This is a genomic window from Bradyrhizobium sp. TM233, assembly GCF_036247965.1.
GTDB classification, from domain to species: domain Bacteria; phylum Pseudomonadota; class Alphaproteobacteria; order Rhizobiales; family Xanthobacteraceae; genus Bradyrhizobium; species Bradyrhizobium ottawaense.
The window spans coordinates 227314-244529 of record NZ_BTIG01000020.1 but is presented as its reverse complement, the minus strand read 5'-3'; the positions used below and the strand labels follow the sequence as shown (position 1 = coordinate 244529).

15 protein-coding genes are annotated in these 17216 nt (G+C 64.7%); 7 read left to right on the top strand and 8 right to left on the bottom strand.

What is annotated here, in order from left to right; translation table 11 throughout:
- Nucleotides 1-25: 25 nt before the first annotated feature.
- From fabA to AABA86_RS29870, 4 genes are all read right to left on the bottom strand, one after another.
- Nucleotides 26-556, bottom strand: a complete 531-nt coding sequence (fabA, locus tag AABA86_RS29885; protein WP_338309348.1) for a bifunctional 3-hydroxydecanoyl-ACP dehydratase/trans-2-decenoyl-ACP isomerase — start codon at nucleotides 554-556, stop codon at nucleotides 26-28.
- A gap of 95 nt (nucleotides 557-651) precedes the next feature.
- Nucleotides 652-1719: a GGDEF domain-containing protein gene (locus AABA86_RS29880; RefSeq protein WP_338309343.1), complete on the bottom strand. Its 1068-nt coding sequence runs from the start codon at nucleotides 1717-1719 to the stop codon at nucleotides 652-654.
- Between the two features lie 165 nt (nucleotides 1720-1884).
- Complete coding sequence (locus tag AABA86_RS29875; RefSeq protein WP_338309342.1) at nucleotides 1885-3399, bottom strand: DEAD/DEAH box helicase; 1515 nt, start codon at nucleotides 3397-3399, stop codon at nucleotides 1885-1887.
- Nucleotides 3400-3698: 299 nt separating this feature from the next.
- Entirely contained in the window at nucleotides 3699-4661 is a 963-nt protein-coding gene (locus AABA86_RS29870; protein WP_338309341.1) for a helix-turn-helix domain-containing protein, read from the bottom strand.
- A gap of 199 nt (nucleotides 4662-4860) precedes the next feature.
- On the opposite strand from AABA86_RS29870, the gene AABA86_RS29865 reads away from it, so the two are divergent.
- The 4 genes from AABA86_RS29865 to AABA86_RS29850 all read left to right on the top strand — a co-directional run bounded on the left by AABA86_RS29865 (nucleotide 4861) and on the right by AABA86_RS29850 (nucleotide 9809).
- Complete coding sequence (locus tag AABA86_RS29865; protein ID WP_338309340.1) at nucleotides 4861-6375, top strand: caspase family protein; 1515 nt, start codon at nucleotides 4861-4863, stop codon at nucleotides 6373-6375.
- 29 nt (nucleotides 6376-6404) lie between these two features.
- Nucleotides 6405-6665, top strand: coding sequence for a hypothetical protein (locus tag AABA86_RS29860; protein WP_338309339.1), 261 nt, complete (start codon nucleotides 6405-6407; stop codon nucleotides 6663-6665).
- 958 nt (nucleotides 6666-7623) lie between these two features.
- On the top strand, nucleotides 7624-8865 hold the full coding sequence (locus AABA86_RS29855; RefSeq protein WP_338309338.1) for an FAD-dependent oxidoreductase: 1242 nt from the start codon (nucleotides 7624-7626) through the stop codon (nucleotides 8863-8865).
- A 179-nt stretch (nucleotides 8866-9044) separates the two neighbouring features.
- Nucleotides 9045-9809 (top strand): outer membrane protein, encoded by a 765-nt coding sequence (locus AABA86_RS29850; RefSeq protein WP_338309337.1) that lies wholly within the window; start codon nucleotides 9045-9047, stop codon nucleotides 9807-9809.
- 114 nt (nucleotides 9810-9923) lie between these two features.
- Here the strand turns inward: AABA86_RS29850 and AABA86_RS29845 are convergent, their stop codons facing one another.
- The 4 genes from AABA86_RS29845 to parE all read right to left on the bottom strand — a co-directional run bounded on the left by AABA86_RS29845 (nucleotide 9924) and on the right by parE (nucleotide 14480).
- Entirely contained in the window at nucleotides 9924-10694 is a 771-nt protein-coding gene (locus tag AABA86_RS29845) for an SDR family NAD(P)-dependent oxidoreductase (protein ID WP_212244344.1), read from the bottom strand.
- Nucleotides 10695-10715: 21 nt separating this feature from the next.
- The gene (locus tag AABA86_RS29840) at nucleotides 10716-10901 is read right to left on the bottom strand and encodes a hypothetical protein (RefSeq protein WP_338309336.1); all 186 of its coding nucleotides are present in this window, start codon (nucleotides 10899-10901) and stop codon (nucleotides 10716-10718) included.
- A gap of 320 nt (nucleotides 10902-11221) precedes the next feature.
- On the bottom strand, nucleotides 11222-12004 hold the full coding sequence (locus AABA86_RS29835; RefSeq protein WP_212244340.1) for an outer membrane protein: 783 nt from the start codon (nucleotides 12002-12004) through the stop codon (nucleotides 11222-11224).
- A 430-nt stretch (nucleotides 12005-12434) separates the two neighbouring features.
- Nucleotides 12435-14480: a DNA topoisomerase IV subunit B gene (parE, locus tag AABA86_RS29830; RefSeq protein WP_212244338.1), complete on the bottom strand. Its 2046-nt coding sequence runs from the start codon at nucleotides 14478-14480 to the stop codon at nucleotides 12435-12437.
- Nucleotides 14481-14753: 273 nt separating this feature from the next.
- On the opposite strand from parE, the gene AABA86_RS29825 reads away from it, so the two are divergent.
- The 3 genes from AABA86_RS29825 (at nucleotide 14754) to argC (ending at nucleotide 17155) form a co-directional block, all read left to right on the top strand.
- Nucleotides 14754-15284: a DedA family protein gene (locus AABA86_RS29825; protein WP_212244336.1), complete on the top strand. Its 531-nt coding sequence runs from the start codon at nucleotides 14754-14756 to the stop codon at nucleotides 15282-15284.
- Between the two features lie 225 nt (nucleotides 15285-15509).
- A complete protein-coding gene (locus AABA86_RS29820; RefSeq protein WP_212244334.1) occupies nucleotides 15510-16175 on the top strand; it encodes an FMN-binding negative transcriptional regulator in 666 nt (221 codons plus the stop codon).
- A complete protein-coding gene (gene argC, locus AABA86_RS29815; RefSeq protein WP_338309335.1) occupies nucleotides 16172-17155 on the top strand; it encodes an N-acetyl-gamma-glutamyl-phosphate reductase in 984 nt (327 codons plus the stop codon). The genes AABA86_RS29820 and argC overlap by 4 nt, the downstream gene beginning before the upstream one ends.
- The last annotated feature ends 61 nt before the right edge of the window (nucleotides 17156-17216 follow it).

Here is a 17216-nt window from a genome sequence, read left to right as displayed (position 1 = left end):
TGCTTTAATGGTTGCTACGAGAGCTTCAATCCACGGCTTTGGTCAGGCCAACCCTCATGTCCTTGGCGGTGAAGACGCAGACGCCGTCGGCAAGCACACGGCCGTCGGCGATGCCAAGCACCAGCTTGCCGCGGCGGACCATCCGCATGGCGACCTCGTAGCGCACGCGTCGCGTCTCCGGCGTGACCACTCCGGTGACCTCCACCTCGCCGACGCCGATGGCGCGGCCCTTGCCGGGTGAGCCCGACCAGCCGAGCCAGTAGCCGACCATCTGCCACATCGCATCCAGACCCAGGCTCCCCGGCATCATCGCATCACCTCGATAGTGACAATCGAAGAACCAGTGGTCCGGCACGATATCGAGCTCGCCGACGATATGGCCCTTGCCGAATTCGCCGCCGTCCAGGCTGATTTCCGTGATGCGGTCCATCATCAGCATCGGCGGGGCCGGCAGTTGCGCATTGCCCGGCCCGAAATATCCGCCGTCGCTCGATTTCAGCAGCTCGTCCCTGGTGTAGGACGGTTGCGGCGTATGAAAATCATGGGGATTGGGCACGACGAAGTCCTCGATGCGCGCGGTCTGGCGGCGCAGAGGATGTTGGTCGTCAGGTTGGAATGTCAAGCGCAGCCGTTCGGCATGCTGCGATCGCGTCACGCCACGCGGCTGTGGGTCTCGACGGCGTATTCCGGATCGGCTTCGCAGATCACGCGGTTGCGGCCGTTGCGCTTGGCGGCATAGAGGCAGGCATCCGCACGCTCGATCAGCGCGTCGGTGTCGTCGCCCTGCTTGAGCATGGAGACGCCGACGGAGATGGTGACGCGGCCGAGGATCTCGCCGGTGGACTTCTTCTTCAATTCCTTTGCCATCACCGCGCGGCGGATGTGGTCGGCCACCGTGAGGGCCTGACGCAGCGCTGTGTTGGGCAGCACGACCGCGAATTCCTCGCCGCCATAGCGCGCCGTGATGTCCTGGCCCTTGATGGTCTGCTTCAGCGAGAGGCCGACGAGCCGCAGCACCTGGTCGCCGGTGAGATGGCCGTAGGAATCGTTGAACGATTTGAAGTGATCGATGTCGAACAACAGCAGCGACAGCGGCTCGCCCGAGGCGAGGGCGCTCTGCACCGCCATGCCGATCATGCGGTCGAAATATTTGCGGTTGCCAAGGCCCGTGAGCGGATCGGTCAGGCTCTCGGCGCGGATCGCCTCCAGGCTCTGCTGGAGATTGCTGATCTCGTTCTTCGACAGCGTCAGCCGGTCTTCCAGCGTCTTGTTGGTCTCGCGCATCTCGCTGGTCGACCGCAGCAGCGTCTCGACGATCGACTTGATCTGCTCGCGGCTCTTGGCCGAAGCCAGTTTCTCGGTGGCGCCCGACAGGCTGGCATCGTAGGAGCCGGTCATGCCGAGTGCATCGCTCAAGACCTTCATCACGTCGTCGATCTCGCCGATGACGCGCGCGCCGACCTTGTCGATGCGGTCGGTGGTCTTGATGTGGGAGAGATAGGTCTCGTAGATCTGCTCGAGGTCGGCTTCAGTCAGCTTGCCGCTGCGCGCCAGCGTCTCGTTGACGATCTTGTTGAGCGGCGCGTTGTAGCCGGTGGCGTAGACGTACCAAATCTCATAGTTGCGGGGAATTGCCGTCTGCCGCAGCGATCGGATCTGCCCGAGCGCTACCTCGGCGAACGCCATCGTGCGTTCGTGTTCGTCGAGAACCTTGACCACGGAACATACCCCACAGCGGTCGGTGCGCCGTCGACCGCAGCAATGCTTAAATTATGTTCGTAGGCTAACGGACGTTCGTGAACGCCCCGTAAATATACGTTCACGAATGCATCTAAAAAATTGTGCGGCGGCTTTGCTCAACCGAAACCTGGGGCGTCTCGCACCTCAGGCTCCGGCGGGGGAGCGGACCGGCCGCAGCAGAAACGCCGGCAGATGCGAGTGATCGCCCGGCTCGCTGTCGGCTTCGCGCTGGCGGCGAGGTTCGGGACGGCCGATCGACGGCACATGCGTCGGATTGGCCTGCTGGCGCGCGCCCTGACGTGGCTCGGATGATTGCCTGGCTTCACGCGGAGGCTTTGCCTCGCGTGCGGGCCTTGCTTCGGGGGCGGACCGTGTTTCGGCTGAAGGCCGTGCCTCGCCACGCGCCTCGCGCGGCTCGTGGCTGCGCTCACGGTCACGGCCGCGCTGCGGCTTGCCGCGTCCGCCGCGTGAACGTTCGCGGCCACGCGACTCGCGCGGACGATCGGTCCCATCGGAGGCTTCGGAGTGGATTTCAAAATCGCCTTCGGCGCGAGGAATGCTCTGGCCGATCAGCTTCTCGATTGCCACCATCGACTTCTGGTCGAGTGGCGTCACGAGTGAGATCGCGGTGCCGGTGCGACCGGCCCGGCCGGTGCGGCCGACGCGATGAACATAGTCGTCAGGATGGTGGGGGACGTCGAAATTGAAGACGTGGCTGACCTCGGGAATGTCGAGACCGCGGGCGGCGACGTCGGAGGCGACCAGGAGCGGCAGCTCGCCCTTGCGGAACTGTTCGAGCGCCGCCGTGCGGGCCGACTGGTCCATGTCGCCGTGCAGCGCGCCGACGCTGAAGCCGTGCTTCTGCAGCGACTTGTGAACGATCGCGACCTCGCGCTTGCGATTGCAGAAGATGATCGCGTTCTGGAGGTCCTTGGCTTCGCGCAGCAGGCGTCGCAGCAATTCGCGCTTCTCATGCGCTTCGCGCCCGGCAGGGACCTGACACTGCGTGACGGTCACGGCAGTGGTCGCAGGCTTGGACACTTCGACCTTCTGCGGATTGTGCAGGAAGGTCTCGGTGATGCGCCGGATTTCCGGCGGCATGGTCGCGGTGAAGAACAGGGTCTGTCGCGTGAACGGGACGAGCTTGCAGACGCGTTCGATGTCGGGGATGAAGCCCATGTCCAGCATGCGGTCGGCTTCGTCGATGACGAGCAGCTCGACGCCGGTGAGGAGCAGACCGCCGCGCTCGGTATGGTCGAGCAGGCGGCCGGGGGTGGCAATCAGCACGTCGACGCCGCGCGTCAGCTTGGCATCCTGGTCGCCGAAGGAGACGCCGCCGATCAGAAGCGCGACGTTGAGTTTTTGGCCGGCGCCGTAGCGGTCGAAGTTTTCCTTGACCTGGGCCGCGAGCTCGCGGGTCGGCTCGAGGATCAGCGTGCGCGGCATGCGCGCCCGCGCCCGACCCTTTTCGAGGATGGTGAGCATCGGCAGCACGAAGGCCGCGGTCTTGCCGGTGCCGGTCTGGGCGATGCCGAGCACATCCTTGCGTGCGAGGACGTGGGGGATCGCCTGTTCCTGAATGGGGGTGGGGGTGGTGTAACCGGTGGCCGCCACTGCGGCGAGGACTTTTTCGGACAGTCCGAGATCTGAAAAGGACATTGAGCCTCTGGTCGAAACCGCCGTTCGGAATCGAGGGTAATAAGGCTGTCGCGTTCCACCCCGAAACGGCGCGCTCTCAAAGAAGCTGGGGGTGCTGACTCACGCGAACAAAGCGCCAGGCTCAGGAATCGGTCTTCGATCTGAGCCGCGTCGCCCCGGAACATAGGCGGGAATCGGCCAAAGTCAATGGAGCGGGCGCGGGAAGGTCCTAAAAAACCTGGGGTTTTCACCAAATAGCGGGTGCGACTGGGGTTTTTCCGCCCAGCCCCGCGCCTGGGCCGGAGCCGCCAAAACGGCGCCTAGCGCCCATCCGGGCCCTGCGCCCGGAAGTCACCGGGGGCCATGCCATAGGCGGCATTGAAGACCCGGTAATAGGTCGCCAGGCTCTCGAAGCCGCAGGAGGTCGCGATGTCGGCGATCAGCCGCTCGGGCGCCTCGCGCATCAGGCGGCGACTCTGTTTCAGGCGTTCGTCCGTCACGGTCTGCGAGAAGCTTTTCGCCGCGGTCTCGAACAGCATGTGCAGGTGGCGCACGGACACGCCCAGCTCGTCGGCCACCATCGTCGGCGCCAGATCTGGGTTTTGCAGGTGGCCCCCGATCAGGCGCCGGGCCCGCGAGAGGCGGGCGGTCCGCAGCGCGGCCTGTCCGCGCCGGCTGCCGGGCCTGACGATGCCGCGCTCGATCAGCGCCAGATGGGCCAAGGCCTGGACCAGCGAGGTCGCATCGCTGGCGGCCTGATCCGCGGAGGCATCGCCGAGCTCGGCAAAGCAGGCCCCGAGCAGGGGCGCCAGGGTGGGGTCGCCGAACGCCCGGGGCGAAAGCTCGCGCATGCGCTTGTCCTGCGCCGGGATGCTGCTGACCGGAATCTTGAGGATCCGCAGGTGGAATCCGCCGGCGCCAAGCGGCGCGGTGCGGTAGGGCAGGTCGGTATGGCTGGTGGCGAAACTGCCCGGGGCGATCGCGAAGTCGTTTCCGCGCATGCCGCCGAACCAGCCGCCGCTGCCGAGCTGCTGGTAGACGCAGATGCTGTCGCCGGGTGCGTAGGCGATATCGGAGGTGCTGCGCTCGACCGCATATTGCGAGGCCTTCAGCTCGACGAGGCCGGCACCGCCAAGCTGGCGCAGCGAGAATTCGCCGAAGAAGTCCGCGCGCCGTTCGCGCGCGAGTTCGGCAGTGACACCGAACAATCCCTTGGAGCGCACCTCGCGCCAATAGTCGAAGCGATCGTGCGGCTCGACCTCGTCGGTACACCAGCGATACACGGCAGCCCCCGCTTGCAGCGCAATTGCCCTAGAAAGAGCAGATTCCACGGGAATCTGCCATAGCCAGATCATGGAACCGGGGCCCAGGTTCCTTGAACCACCGTTACGTCTGGGCCGACTATCACACAGCGGCAGGGGGTCCAATGAACTGCTGTTCGAGGGAAGCGGCCAGGGGCCGTTCTGCAACGGGAATTTTGCGATGACGCGTCGGCTTTTCAGAATTCTGGCGGCCCTTGGCTTGGCGGCAGGCCTGAGCGGCTTCGCAGCTCCCGCCTATGCCGAGAAGCGTGTCGCGCTCGTCGTCGGCAACAACGACTACAGGAACGTCCCGAAGCTGCTCAAGGCGGTCAACGACGCCCGCACCATGGGCGATACGCTGAAACAGCTCGGCTTCTCGGTGATGATCGCCGAGAACCAGAGCCGGCAGCAATTCTCCGAGACACTGCTCGCCTTCGACAAGGCGATCGAGCCAGGCGACACCGCGTTCTTCTTCTACGCCGGCCACGGTTTCGAGATCGCGGGCCAGAATTACCTGCTGCCGACCGACGTGCCGGCGGCGACCGAAGGCCAGGAAGAGCTGGTGCGCGACGCCTCGATCCTGGCCGACCGCATCGTCGAGCGCCTCCAGAACAAGAAGGCGCGGACCTCGATCCTCGTGTTCGACGCCTGCCGCAACAACCCGTTCGAGCGCAAGGGCACCCGCGCAGTCGCCGGTGGCGGCGGGCTTGCCCCGATGGTGCAGCTGCCCGAAGGCGTGTTCTCGGTGTTTTCGGCCGGTCCCCGCCAGACCGCGCTCGACCGCCTCTCCAACGACGACGCCAATCCCAATTCGGTGTTTACGCGCACCTTCGCCAAGGAGCTGCTTCAGCCCGGCGAGAACCTCGTGCAGGTGGCGCAGCGCACCCGCCGTGCCGTCAGCGAGATGGCAGATACCGTCAAGCACAGGCAGGTGCCGGTCTATTTCGACCAGATGGTCGACGACGTCTTCCTCAGCGGCATGACGAAGGATGCCGTCGCGCGGCCGGCCGATCCGCCGCCGCAGAAGCTCGCGGCGCTGCCGCCGGTGTCGGTGCCGCAGATGCCGAAGGAGGAAACCATCAACGCGCCGATCGCGAGCTTCTCGCGGCACAATGGCGGCTGGAGCGTGGTGTTCTCCTTTGCCGACCCGACGCTCGGCATTTCCTGGCGCATGGCCGGCAAGGGCGATTTCCGCGAGACCGGCTTCATCGACACGCTCGATCCGCGCACGCGCAAGCGGATGCCGAACCCGTCGATCGAATTGCCCCCGGATGCTGCGGCCGGCACCATCGAGGTCCGCTATGTCGATCAGTCCGGCGACATGCAGGGGCCGTTCCCGATCCGGTTCGATCCCGAGGCCGCGCTGATCCGGGACCAGCGCAAGATCCTCGACATGACGGCGACGAGCTGGCTGTCGTTCCGCGAATTCAACGGGCTGCTGGTCTACTACACGCACCTCGTGTCCTATCGCTGCGCCATTCGCGAGGTGCGCATCGGCATCGACACTGCCGTGCCCAACCAGGTGCTGAAGATGCCCGCTTGCGACATGCGCGACCCCAGTGCGATCACTGCGGGCATGCCGCTCTACATGAAGCTCGCACCGAGCACGCAGTCCGTCTCCGTGGAGCTGACCTATCGCGACGGCAGCGTCTCGGAGATCAAGAGTTTCCGCAGCGCGAACCGCAGCAACAATTGAGGGCGTGTTGATCGGGCGGGCGTGACGGGATGGACGAACTTAAATCGGACAAGCCAACGGCGAAAGTGTTAGAGCCGGGGATGACAAAATTCATCCTCGTCGTGCTCCTCACGACGCTTCCGGTTCTGGCGCAAACGGCTCCAATCCCCACGCCGCCACTGACCGACCGGGAACGCGTCCAGGCGGACCGTGCGAAGGCCGCCGAGGATGAAAAGGTAGCTCCGATGACGCGTCCCTGGGACCGCGACGCCGACGGCAAGCGCCCATGGGAACGGAAGTCGAAGCCTTAGGTCGCGGGCGCCTGTTCGCCGCAGGCGAAGGAACAACTCCTTGGTCACCTGGATTGTCTCCACCAAACCAGGGAGACGATCCATGATCCGCAAGTCCATCCTCGTAGCCTTCGCATGCGCTGCACTTTCGACGGCCGCTCTTGCCCAGGGAGGCGGGGGAGGCGGCGGTGGTGCGGGCAGCGGTGGTGCGGGCGGCGCCAGCGCGGGTGCCGCTGCCGGTACGGGGACCGGCGGCGCCGGCGCGGGATCCGCGGCCAGCTCGGGTGCCGGAGTAGGCACGTCATCGAGCAGCGCCAATTCAGGGCCGTCGGCTCCTTCAGGAATGGGGACGCACGGCACCACCACCGGGGCCAACGTCAACACCAACAGAGGTCAGAACAATCCGAACGTTCAGTCGCCGACTGCGAACGGCACGTCGCCGACAGCGGCGCAAGCTGAGCGGAACGCTGGTGTTGGTCACGCGCCGAACGGATTGCCGATCGGCACTCCGGGCTCCGGGACCAGCAATGAAGATCAGAAATAATCTGGCTCTGTTGCATGAAAGGCCCGCGCAGCGCGGGCCTTTCTCGTTGCCTCGCAAGTGGCAACCGGCTGCTCTGACGAGAAAGGCTGAGCCGGGCGCGGCCGTCGCCGCAGGCAAAGCTAGACCTTCGGCTCGCTCTCTTCCGCATTGCCGCTTCGCCGCGTGCGCAGATAGACGAGCGCGATGTTGATGGCCAGCCAGGCTGCCACGCCTGCAAGCAACCATGCCACGTTGAACGTTCCCGCTGATGCCGTTTGGGTCCCCCATAACAACGGGGCCCGCGGTTTATTCCGGGGCCGCGAGGGCCGGCGTGATCCGAAGCTGCCAGCCGTCCTTGCCGAGACCCGTCCAGATTGAGGCTGCGATCGACCTGAACCGGCGTTACAATCGTCCGGCATATCTTGATCGATACCCACATCGTGGATCGCGGCTGCAATGACGTCCGACCAACAACCGAACCGGACGAAAAGAGTCCGTTGCTGCATCGTCGGCGGCGGGCCGGCCGGCATGATGCTCGGCTATCTCCTGGGGCGGGCCGGCATAGAGGTCGTGGTGCTGGAGAAGCATGCGGATTTCTTCCGCGACTTCCGCGGCGACACCGTGCATCCCTCGACGCTCGAGGTCATGGACGAGCTCGGCCTGATCGACGGCTTCCTGAAGCTGCCGCACCAGCGCCTGCAGAAGATGGACGGCCTGTTCGGCGGTACACCTGTGCGCATCGCCGATCTGCGCCGGCTCCACACCAAATACCCCTTCATCGCCTTCATGCCGCAATGGGATTTCTTGAATTTCCTGCGCGAGGCCGGCCGGCGCTTTGCCTCGCTCGAGGTGATGATGAGCACCGAGGCGATCGATTTGATCCGCCGCGGCGAGACGATCGCCGGCGTGCGCGCGAAGACGCCTGATGGCATCGTCGACATCGAAGCCGATCTCACCATCGCATGCGACGGCCGGCATTCGACGGTGCGCGAGCGCGCCGGCCTCGGTGTCGAGGAGATCGGCGCGCCGATGGACGTGCTGTGGTTTCGCGCCGGCCGCAAGCCCGACGAGACGGAAAGCGTGTTCGCGCGCGTCGAGCCGGGCAAGATGATGATCACCTTCGATCGTGGCGACTATTGGCAGTGCGCCTATGTCATCGCCAAGGGACAGCACGAAGCGGTGAAGGCGAGGGGACTGCAGGCGCTGCTCGACGACGTCGTGCGCATGGCGCCGATCCTTAAGGCAGGCATCGCCGACGTGAAGAGCTTTGACGACGTCAAGCTGCTGACCGTCGCGATCAACCGCCTGACGCGCTGGACGCGGCCGGGTCTGCTTTGCATCGGCGATGCCGCGCATGCGATGTCTCCGGTCGGCGGCGTCGGCGTCAATCTCGCCGTGCAGGACGCGGTCGCGACCGCCAATCTGCTGGCGGACAAGATGCAGCACGGCTGCCCGTCCGAGAACGATCTCGACGCTGTGCGCCGTCGCCGCGAGTTCCCGGTGAGGATGACGCAGCGCATGCAGGTGATCGTGCAGAACAGGATCATCAGCGGCGCCTTGCAAGGCGGTGACCGGCCGCTCAAAGTGCCACTGATCGTGCGCCTCATCACCGCGTTGCCGTGGCTGCAGGGCATTCCGGCGCGCCTGCTTGCGCTCGGCGTGCGGCCCGAGCACGTGCATTCGAGAGCGGCATCGTAGCGCAGGAATTCGGTAGGGATAATGTCGCGTTAAATCGCGCGTGCGGCGTTGCGGGCGGGCAACAGCGCCGACGGATCTGCGGACAGCAGGTGCCCATGCGCCGCGTTAACTCTGTTGATTCGAATTTTAGTAACACCCGTCTGTGACCGTGCGTCCATCAAAGGACACGGGGTTGTACCATGCGTAACAAATTGATTGCCGCCTTCGCCTGCACGACCGCTCTGGCTACGACGGGCGTGGCCTCCGCCGCCGATCTCGGCGCGCGCTACACCAAGGCGCCCGCCTATGTGGAGCCGCTGTTCAACTGGACCGGCTTCTATGTCGGCGGTCACATCGGTGGCGCCTGGACCAACCAGCAGTTCATCAACAACGGGACCGGTGCGCCGTTCGGCGATCTCGTCCCGGGCGAGGGCTATCGTCAGCGCAGCGCAGGTATCATGGGCGGCGCCCAGATCGGCTACAACTGGCAGGCCAACAACTACGTGTTCGGCATGGAGGGCACGATCTCCGGCCTCGACAACAAGGGCTCGTTCACCAACACCGCGTTCGGTGCAGGCGACGACGTGTTCTCCTGGCGCACCAACGTGCTCGCGACCGTGGTCGGCCGCGCCGGCTTCGCCGTGCAGAACAACCTCTTCTACGTCAAGGGCGGCTATGCCGGCGCGAACAACCGTCTGTCGGTCAGCGACACCGTCGGTGTGTCGGGCTCGGGCGGACAGACCCACTGGGCCAACGGCTGGACTGTCGGCGCCGGCTGGGAATACGGCGTCACCCGCAATTGGATCGTCGGCCTCGAATACAACTACGCGGCCTTCGGCAGCCAGACCTATCAGCTCGGCGGCACCTCGGGGAATTACACCTTCGATGCCAAGCCGCGCGACATCCAGTGGGCCGTCGTGCGCGCGAGCTACAAGTTCGACGCACCTGTCATTGGCCGTTACTGAGCACGTCGACGACGCAACGCGACCAACGATCAAAAAAAGCACTGCCTAAATTCAAAAGCCCCGGATTTGTCCGGGGCTTCTTTTTGCGTTGTTGAATGGCCGACAGGCCCGGCCTCAGGCCATCACCGAGAAGCCGCCATCGACGGGGATCGCGGTGCCCGTGACGAAGTTCGACGCGGGCGATGCCAGGAACACGGCGATGCCGGCGAAGTCGTCGATGTCGCCCCAGCGCCCCGCGGGCGTGCGCGCCAGCACCCGCTCGTGCAATCCCGACACCTGCTGCCGCGCGCCGCGGGTGAGGTCGGTATCGATCCAGCCCGGCAGGATCGCATTGACCTGGATGTTGTCGGGCGCCCAGGCATTGGCGCAGGCACGCGTGTACTGCACGATGCCGCCCTTGCTCGCCGCATAGGCGGTGGCGAAGCTCGCACCGAAGATCGACATCATCGAGCCGATGTTGATCACCTTGCCGTTGCCTGACGCCTTCAAGGCCGGATAGGCGAGCTTCGAGCACAGGAAGGCGCTGGTGAGGTTGGTGTCGATCACCTTGTTCCACTCGTCGAGCTCGAGCTCGTGCGGCGGCTTGCGGATGCTCATGCCGGCATTGTTGATGAGGATGTCGATGCGGCCGAGATCCTTCACTACACGCGCGATCATGGCTTCGATCGCGGCCTTGTCGGTGACATCGGTTGCAACCGCGATCGCCTTCACGCCGCGCTGCCTGAGATCTTCGACGGCTGCTTTGGACTTGGCTTCGTTGCGTCCGACCACCGCGATGTCGGCGCCGGCATCGGCAAGGCCGCGCGCCATGCCGAGCCCGATGCCGCCATTGCCTCCTGTTACGACCGCGACCTTGCCGCGGAGCTCGAACCGGCTGGATGTCATGCTTGTATTCCCTGGTTTCTTCTATCGGTTACTCTGCCAGATCAGCACCAGCCCGAAGCCGGCCATGGCGGCGCCATAGCCGGCCCAATGCAGCTGGTTGACCATGAAGCTCGATGGCGGCCAGGGAACCGTACCCGTGCCCTGTCCGATCCAGAGCAGCCCGACGGCGAGGGCAAACAGGCCTGCTACAAGCAGAAATCTGCGCATGCATTCCTCCCCGTCGGTCCGCTTCCGCCGTGATCCGCGGCATCAATCGCCACGGTCAGGAGAGCTTGGGCCCACAGTAGCCGTAGCTTTGGTCCGGATACAATGGCGCCGCCGGCAGAAGCCAACGCGGCGAAGCCCAGCGCACGTCGCGATGCGGGGGCAGGCGATCACCAACGTTATGTGAGTGATCGAAGCTCGGCTCGCCGCTGCGTACGACGCTGAAGTCGAGCTTTGGTCGCGGATAAGACCATAACGAAAAAGCCCCGGCGATGCCGGGGCTTTGACGTCTGAACTTGCGTTCGGATCAGTACTTGGTCGGATCAGTACTTCGCGACGACCGGACCGGTCCAGTTGAAGCGGTAGACCAGCGAGGTCGAGATCGTCTGGTTCCAGCTGTTGGCGCGGATGTCGCGGCCGACCAGCGCGTTGGTACCGTCGAACAGCTCGTTCGAGGTTTTGGCGTTGTAGAAAGCCGAACGATACTCGGTCTTCATGAACCAGCCGGGCGAAGAGACGCCGAAGATGTTCAGGCTGTTCTCGACGCCGCCGCCGACGAACCAGCCGTTGCGGTTGTAGCTGTTGAGGTGGATGCCAGCGGGAGTGCCGCCCAGCGTCGTGAAGTTGGTCTGGCCGAAGTGGGCGCCAGAGTAACCACCGTTGACGTAGGAGAGAACGTTCGGGGCAACCAGCCAGCCGAGGCGCACGCCCGCGGCCCAGGAGGTTTCCAGCTTCTGGTTGCCGGTGATGCCGACGATCGGATCCTGGATGGTGGCGCGGATGCTGCCGAACTGGCCGTCAGCGAACACACCGGCGACCCAGGTGCCGCTGAACTGCCAGTCGTAACCGGCGCCGACGGTGCCGAACCAACCGGAGCCGCCCTGGCGCTGGTCGATCGTCAGCGGAACCGCACCAACGGTGGTCTGGACGTGCTGGTCGGCATTGGAGAGGCCGCCGCCGCCGCCGCCGAAGACATAGAAGCCGGTCCAGTTGGCGACGGGCGCCGGCATCGGGGCCTTCACGTAGGGACGGGCACCGAGATCGGCCGCCGAGGCCGAACCGGTCATCGCGGCAACCGCGGTCAGAGCGAGCAAAATCTTCTTCATGTCAAAATCCCCAACCTTGGTCTGTGTAGCAGGCGCGAGCGCACTGAAGTTCGTGTCATCTGATGTCCGGACTATAGACGTTTCCTGCCGGAATGCTGTTGCCGGGCAGGCACAGTTGCCGGAAAACGCCGATACGCGGGCATTTCGGCGGCGGCTATCGCAATCTGAAATAAATACATGAAATCAAAGGCTTGTGAAGATTCTGGAAAATCAAATTCGGGTAAGGTTTCGTTAGCAAAATCGGCTTTGTCCGAAATGGAGGCAGTCGTGCCTCGGCTTGAGCGCCGTGAGTCGCTGGCCGAGTCGCAACGATGGTGCGGGAATCGGTCAAAGCCATGCGGACCCTCGGTGACGTTGTCGCCGCTCCGAAAGCAAAAGAGCCCCGGCTTTTTCGCCGGGGCTCTTGACGGAGCGCTACAGCGCCGAGGGCTCAAACGTCCAGCAGCTCCTCGCTGGCAAATTCGGCCTTGTCCGAGATGAACGCGAAGCGCGCCTCGGCCTTGGTGCCCATCAGTCGTTCCACCGAATCCGCCGTGGTGTCGCGATCGTCGGCGAGCAGCACCACCTTGAGCAGCGTCCGCTTGCTCGGATCCATGGTGGTTTCCTTGAGCTGCGCCGGCATCATCTCGCCGAGGCCTTTGAAGCGGTTCACCTCGACCTTGGCGTTGGCGTTGAACTCGCTCTTGAGCAGCGCTTCCTTGTGCTTGTCGTCGCGGGCGTAAACCGATTTCGAGCCGTGCGTGAGTTTGTAGAGCGGCGGCACCGCGAGGAAGAGGTGGCCCTCGTCGATCAGCGGTCGCATCTGCCGGTAGAAGAAGGTGATCAAGAGCGAAGCGATGTGGGCGCCGTCGACGTCGGCGTCGGTCATGATGATGATGCGCTGGTAGCGCAGATCCTCTTCGCGATACTGCAGGAGCTGGCCGCAGCCGATCGCCTGCACGAGGTCGGAGAGCTGGGCATTGGCCGTCAGCTTGTCCTTGCCGGCGGAGGCGACGTTGAGGATCTTGCCGCGCAGCGGCAGCACGGCCTGGGTCTTGCGGTCACGCGCCTGCTTGGCGCTGCCGCCGGCCGAGTCGCCTTCGACGATGAAGAGCTCGGAGCCTTCGGTGCCGGCGTCGGTGCAGTCGGCGAGCTTGCCGGGCAGCCGCAGCTTCTTGCCGGCGGTTTTCCGCGCGGTCTCTTTCTCCTGCCGCCGCCGCAGCCGTTCCTCGGCGCGGTCGATCACGAAATCGAGCAGCCGGTTGGCCATGTTCGGATTGCCCGACAGCCAGTGATCGAACGGATCCTTCATCGCCTGTTCGACGATGCGCTGCGCTTCCGCGGTGGCGAGACGATCCTTGGTCTGGCCCTGGAATTCGGGCTCGCGCACGAACACCGAGAGCATCACGGCGGCACCGACCATCACGTCTTCCGACGTAATGGACGAGGCGCGCTTGCCCTGGCCGACGCGCTCGGCGTGATCCTTCAGGCCGCGCAGCAGCGCGCTGCGCAGGCCGGATTCGTGCGTGCCGCCATCGGGCGTCGGGACGGTGTTGGTGTAGGAGGAGAGGAAGCCGTCGGCATCCGCGGTCCAGGCCACCGCCCATTCGCAGGCGCCATGCGCGCCGTTACGGCCCGACTTGCCGGAGAAGATATCCGGGTGGACCAGCGTGTCGGCGTGAATTGCAGCCGCCAGATAATCCTTGAGGCCGCCGGGGAAGTGGAACGTCGCTTCGGCCGGTACGTCCTCGATGCCCTTGAGCAGCTCGGGCGCGCAATTCCAGCGGATCTCGACGCCGCCGAACAGATACGCCTTCGAGCGCGTCATCTTAAACAGGCGCTGCGGCTTGAATGCAGCCTTGGCGCCGAAGATGTCGGTGTCTGGCTTGAAGCGGACGCGCGTGCCGCGGCGGTTGTTGACCTTGCCGAGATCCTCGAGCTTGCCCTTGGGGTGCCCGCGCTCGAACGTCATGCGGTAGAGCTTCTGGCTGCGCGCGACCTCGACCTCGAGCAACGAGGAGAGGGCGTTGACCACGGAGATGCCGACGCCGTGCAAGCCGCCCGAGGTCTCGTAGACCTTGCTGTCGAATTTGCCGCCCGAATGCAGCGTGCACATGATGACTTCGAGCGCCGATTTCTTCGGGAATTTTGGATGCGGATCGATCGGGATGCCGCGGCCGTTGTCGGTGACGGTCAGGAAGCCGTCCGCGGACAGCTCGACGCCGATGAAGGTCGCATGTCCCGCCAGCGCCTCGTCCATCGAGTTGTCGATGACCTCGGCGAACAGATGATGCAGCGCCTTCTCGTCGGTGCCGCCGATATACATGCCGGGCCGGCGCCGCACCGGTTCCAGGCCTTCGAGGACCTCGATGTCGGCTGCGGTGTAGTCGGCTTCGCCTCCGCTTCCGCGCGGCGCCGCCTTGGGGGCGCTCCGGGGCTTTGGCTCATCGCCGCCGAAAAAATCGCCTTTTGCTTTTGGCTTCAACTGTTTGGACATATATCTTGATACGCTTTGAGGGCCGCATCAGCGGCGAATCGGTTGGGCCGACTATGCCACTTCTGACTTGGAAAGGTTACCGCGGGGCGGGCCGGGCGGTGTGGTTGGGAGCCAATCCCGGCGATTTTACGCCGCAGGCCCTGCAATTCCCGGCAATTTGACCGGCCCGTCCGCGCTGAGCCGAGTTTTGTGACTTGATGTCACACAAGCCCTTGGCTTACCAGTCTTTTTCATCGAGCAGCACCTTGAGACGGGGCGGGAAGGCTTTTTTAGATGGAGCAGTTTGCGCACGCCCTGGCCGATTTCGTGCGCGTTCACCAGGCTTGGGCGGCTCCGATCGTGTTCCTGCTCGCTTTCGGGGAATCGCTGGCCTTCATCTCGCTGCTGATCCCGGCCTGGGGCGCGCTGGTCGCGATCGGTGCGCTGATCGGGGCGAGCGGCATCAGCTTCTACCCGGTCTGGATCGCCGGCGGATTGGGTGCGGCGCTGGGCGACTGGGTCTCGTACTGGTTCGGCTACCGCTACAAGGAGAAGGTCGCCCAGATGTGGCCGCTCTCGCGCTATCCGGAACTCCTGCCCAGAGGCGAGGCTTTCGTGCGCAGCTGGGGCGTCCCCAGCATCTTCATCGGCCGCTTCTTCGGCCCTTTGCGCGCCTCGGTGCCGCTCGCAGCCGGCATCTTCGAGATGCCCTATTGGAGCTTCCAGGCCGCCAATTTCGTCTCGGCCCTGATCTGGTCGGCCGTGCTGCTGCTGTTCGGCGACGTGCTCGCCAAGATCATGGAATGGATCTGGCGGGTGATCTGACGCCGAAACCTTGACGAAAACCCGATCTGGCCTTATAGCCGCGCGCCATGATCAACGCCGCGACCATCCTGTTCGCCCGTCGCCGCCGCCGCTCTTTAGCGGTTTGGGCGGTCGATCGCGTTTGAGATCATCGTCTTTGCCGCTGGATCCGATCCGCGGCATTCTCTCTCCTGTCAGCGCGATCTGATCCGGCGGCCCCCCAAGGAGGCCCAGCAGGAGACCACGATGTACACGCCACCCTTTTTCAAGCAGGACCGCGCCGCAAGCCTGAAGTTCGCCGAAGAGCGCGGCTTCGGCACCATCTGCGCCTTTGACGGTCACAAGCCGGTCGCTTCCCCGCTGCCGTTCTATTTGACTTATGCGGCCGATGGCACGCCGCAGGCCGCCTTTCATGTTGCCCGTCACAATCCGCTGCTAAAGCTTGCGGATGGCGCAGCGTCCTGGCTGCTCGCGGTCAATGGCCCCGATGCCTATGTATCGCCGGATTGGTACGTCTCGCCGGACCAGGTGCCGACCTGGCTCTACCAGTCGGTGCATCTGAGCGGACCGGTGCGGATGTTGTCTGACGACGAGCTGGCGGTGCAGATCGACACGCTCAGCGACAAGTTCGAGAACTGGCTGCTGCCGAAGAAGCCGTGGACATCGGACAAGATGACGGCCGGACGGCTCGAGGCGATGAAGAAGGCGATCGTGGGCCTGGTGATGACGGTTGAGGAGGTCGAAGGCAGCTTCAAGCTCAACCAGCACAAGTCCGACGCCGACTACACGGCGATCGCCAATGCGCTCGGCGCCGGCGATGCCGACGCCAAGCAGATCTCACATTTGATGCGGCAGGCCAGGCCGCAGGTTTTTGCAGACGACACGAACATGCTCGAAGGGAGCGCACCATGAGCCTCGCTGACACAACCAAAGCCCCGACCACCAGCGCGGCGAAGAAGCCCGCCACCGTCTTCGTCGACGGTGGCTCCGGCACCACCGGGCTCGGCATCAACGAGCGGCTGAAGCTCCAGAACGACGTCGTCGTGAAGACGCTTCCCGACGACAAGCGCAAGGACCCCGCGGCCAAGAAGGCGCTGATGGAGGAGGTGGATCTCGTCATCCTCTGCCTGCCCGACGAGGCCGCCAAGGAAACGGTTGCGCTGGTCGACAGCATGGGCGCTTCGGGCCCGAAGGTGCTGGACGCCTCGACCGCCTACCGGGTCGCGCCCGACTGGGCCTACGGCTTTCCCGAACTGACGCCGGATCAGGCCGGCAAGATCAAGGCGGCGAAGAAGGTCTCCAATCCCGGCTGCTATCCGACCGGCGCGATTGCGCTGCTGCGGCCGATCGTCGATGCCGGTCTGTTGCCGCCCGATTATCCCGTCGCCGTCAACGCGGTGAGCGGCTATTCCGGCGGCGGCAAGTCGATGATCGCGAGCTTCGAGGACGGCAGCGCGCCGTCCTTCGAGCTCTACGGCCTCGGCTTCGAGCACAAGCATCTGCCGGAAATGCAGCTCTATTCGAACCTGACGCGGCGGCCGATCTTCATTCCGTCGGTGGGCAATTATCGGCAGGGCATGCTGGTCTCGGTGCCGCTGCAGCTCGACACGCTGCCCGGCAAGCCGGGCGGAGCCGATCTCCAGGCCGCGCTTGCCAAGCGCTATGTCGGCTCGAAATACGTCTCGGTGATGCCGCTGCAGAACGAAGCGTCAAAAGGCGGCCGGATCGAGCCGGAGGCGCTCAACGAGACCAACATGCTCGAGCTCTACGTCTTCGCCAGCGACAAATATCACCAGGCGGTGCTGGTCGCCCGGCTCGACAATCTCGGCAAGGGCGCCTCAGGCGCCGCCGTGCAGAACATGCGGCTGATGCTGGGCTTGCCGGAGGAGTAGGGCAGTCTCGCGCACCGGATGCAGCGCAGCGCTCCTTCAGCGGTGCGCTGCAGAGCCGGGG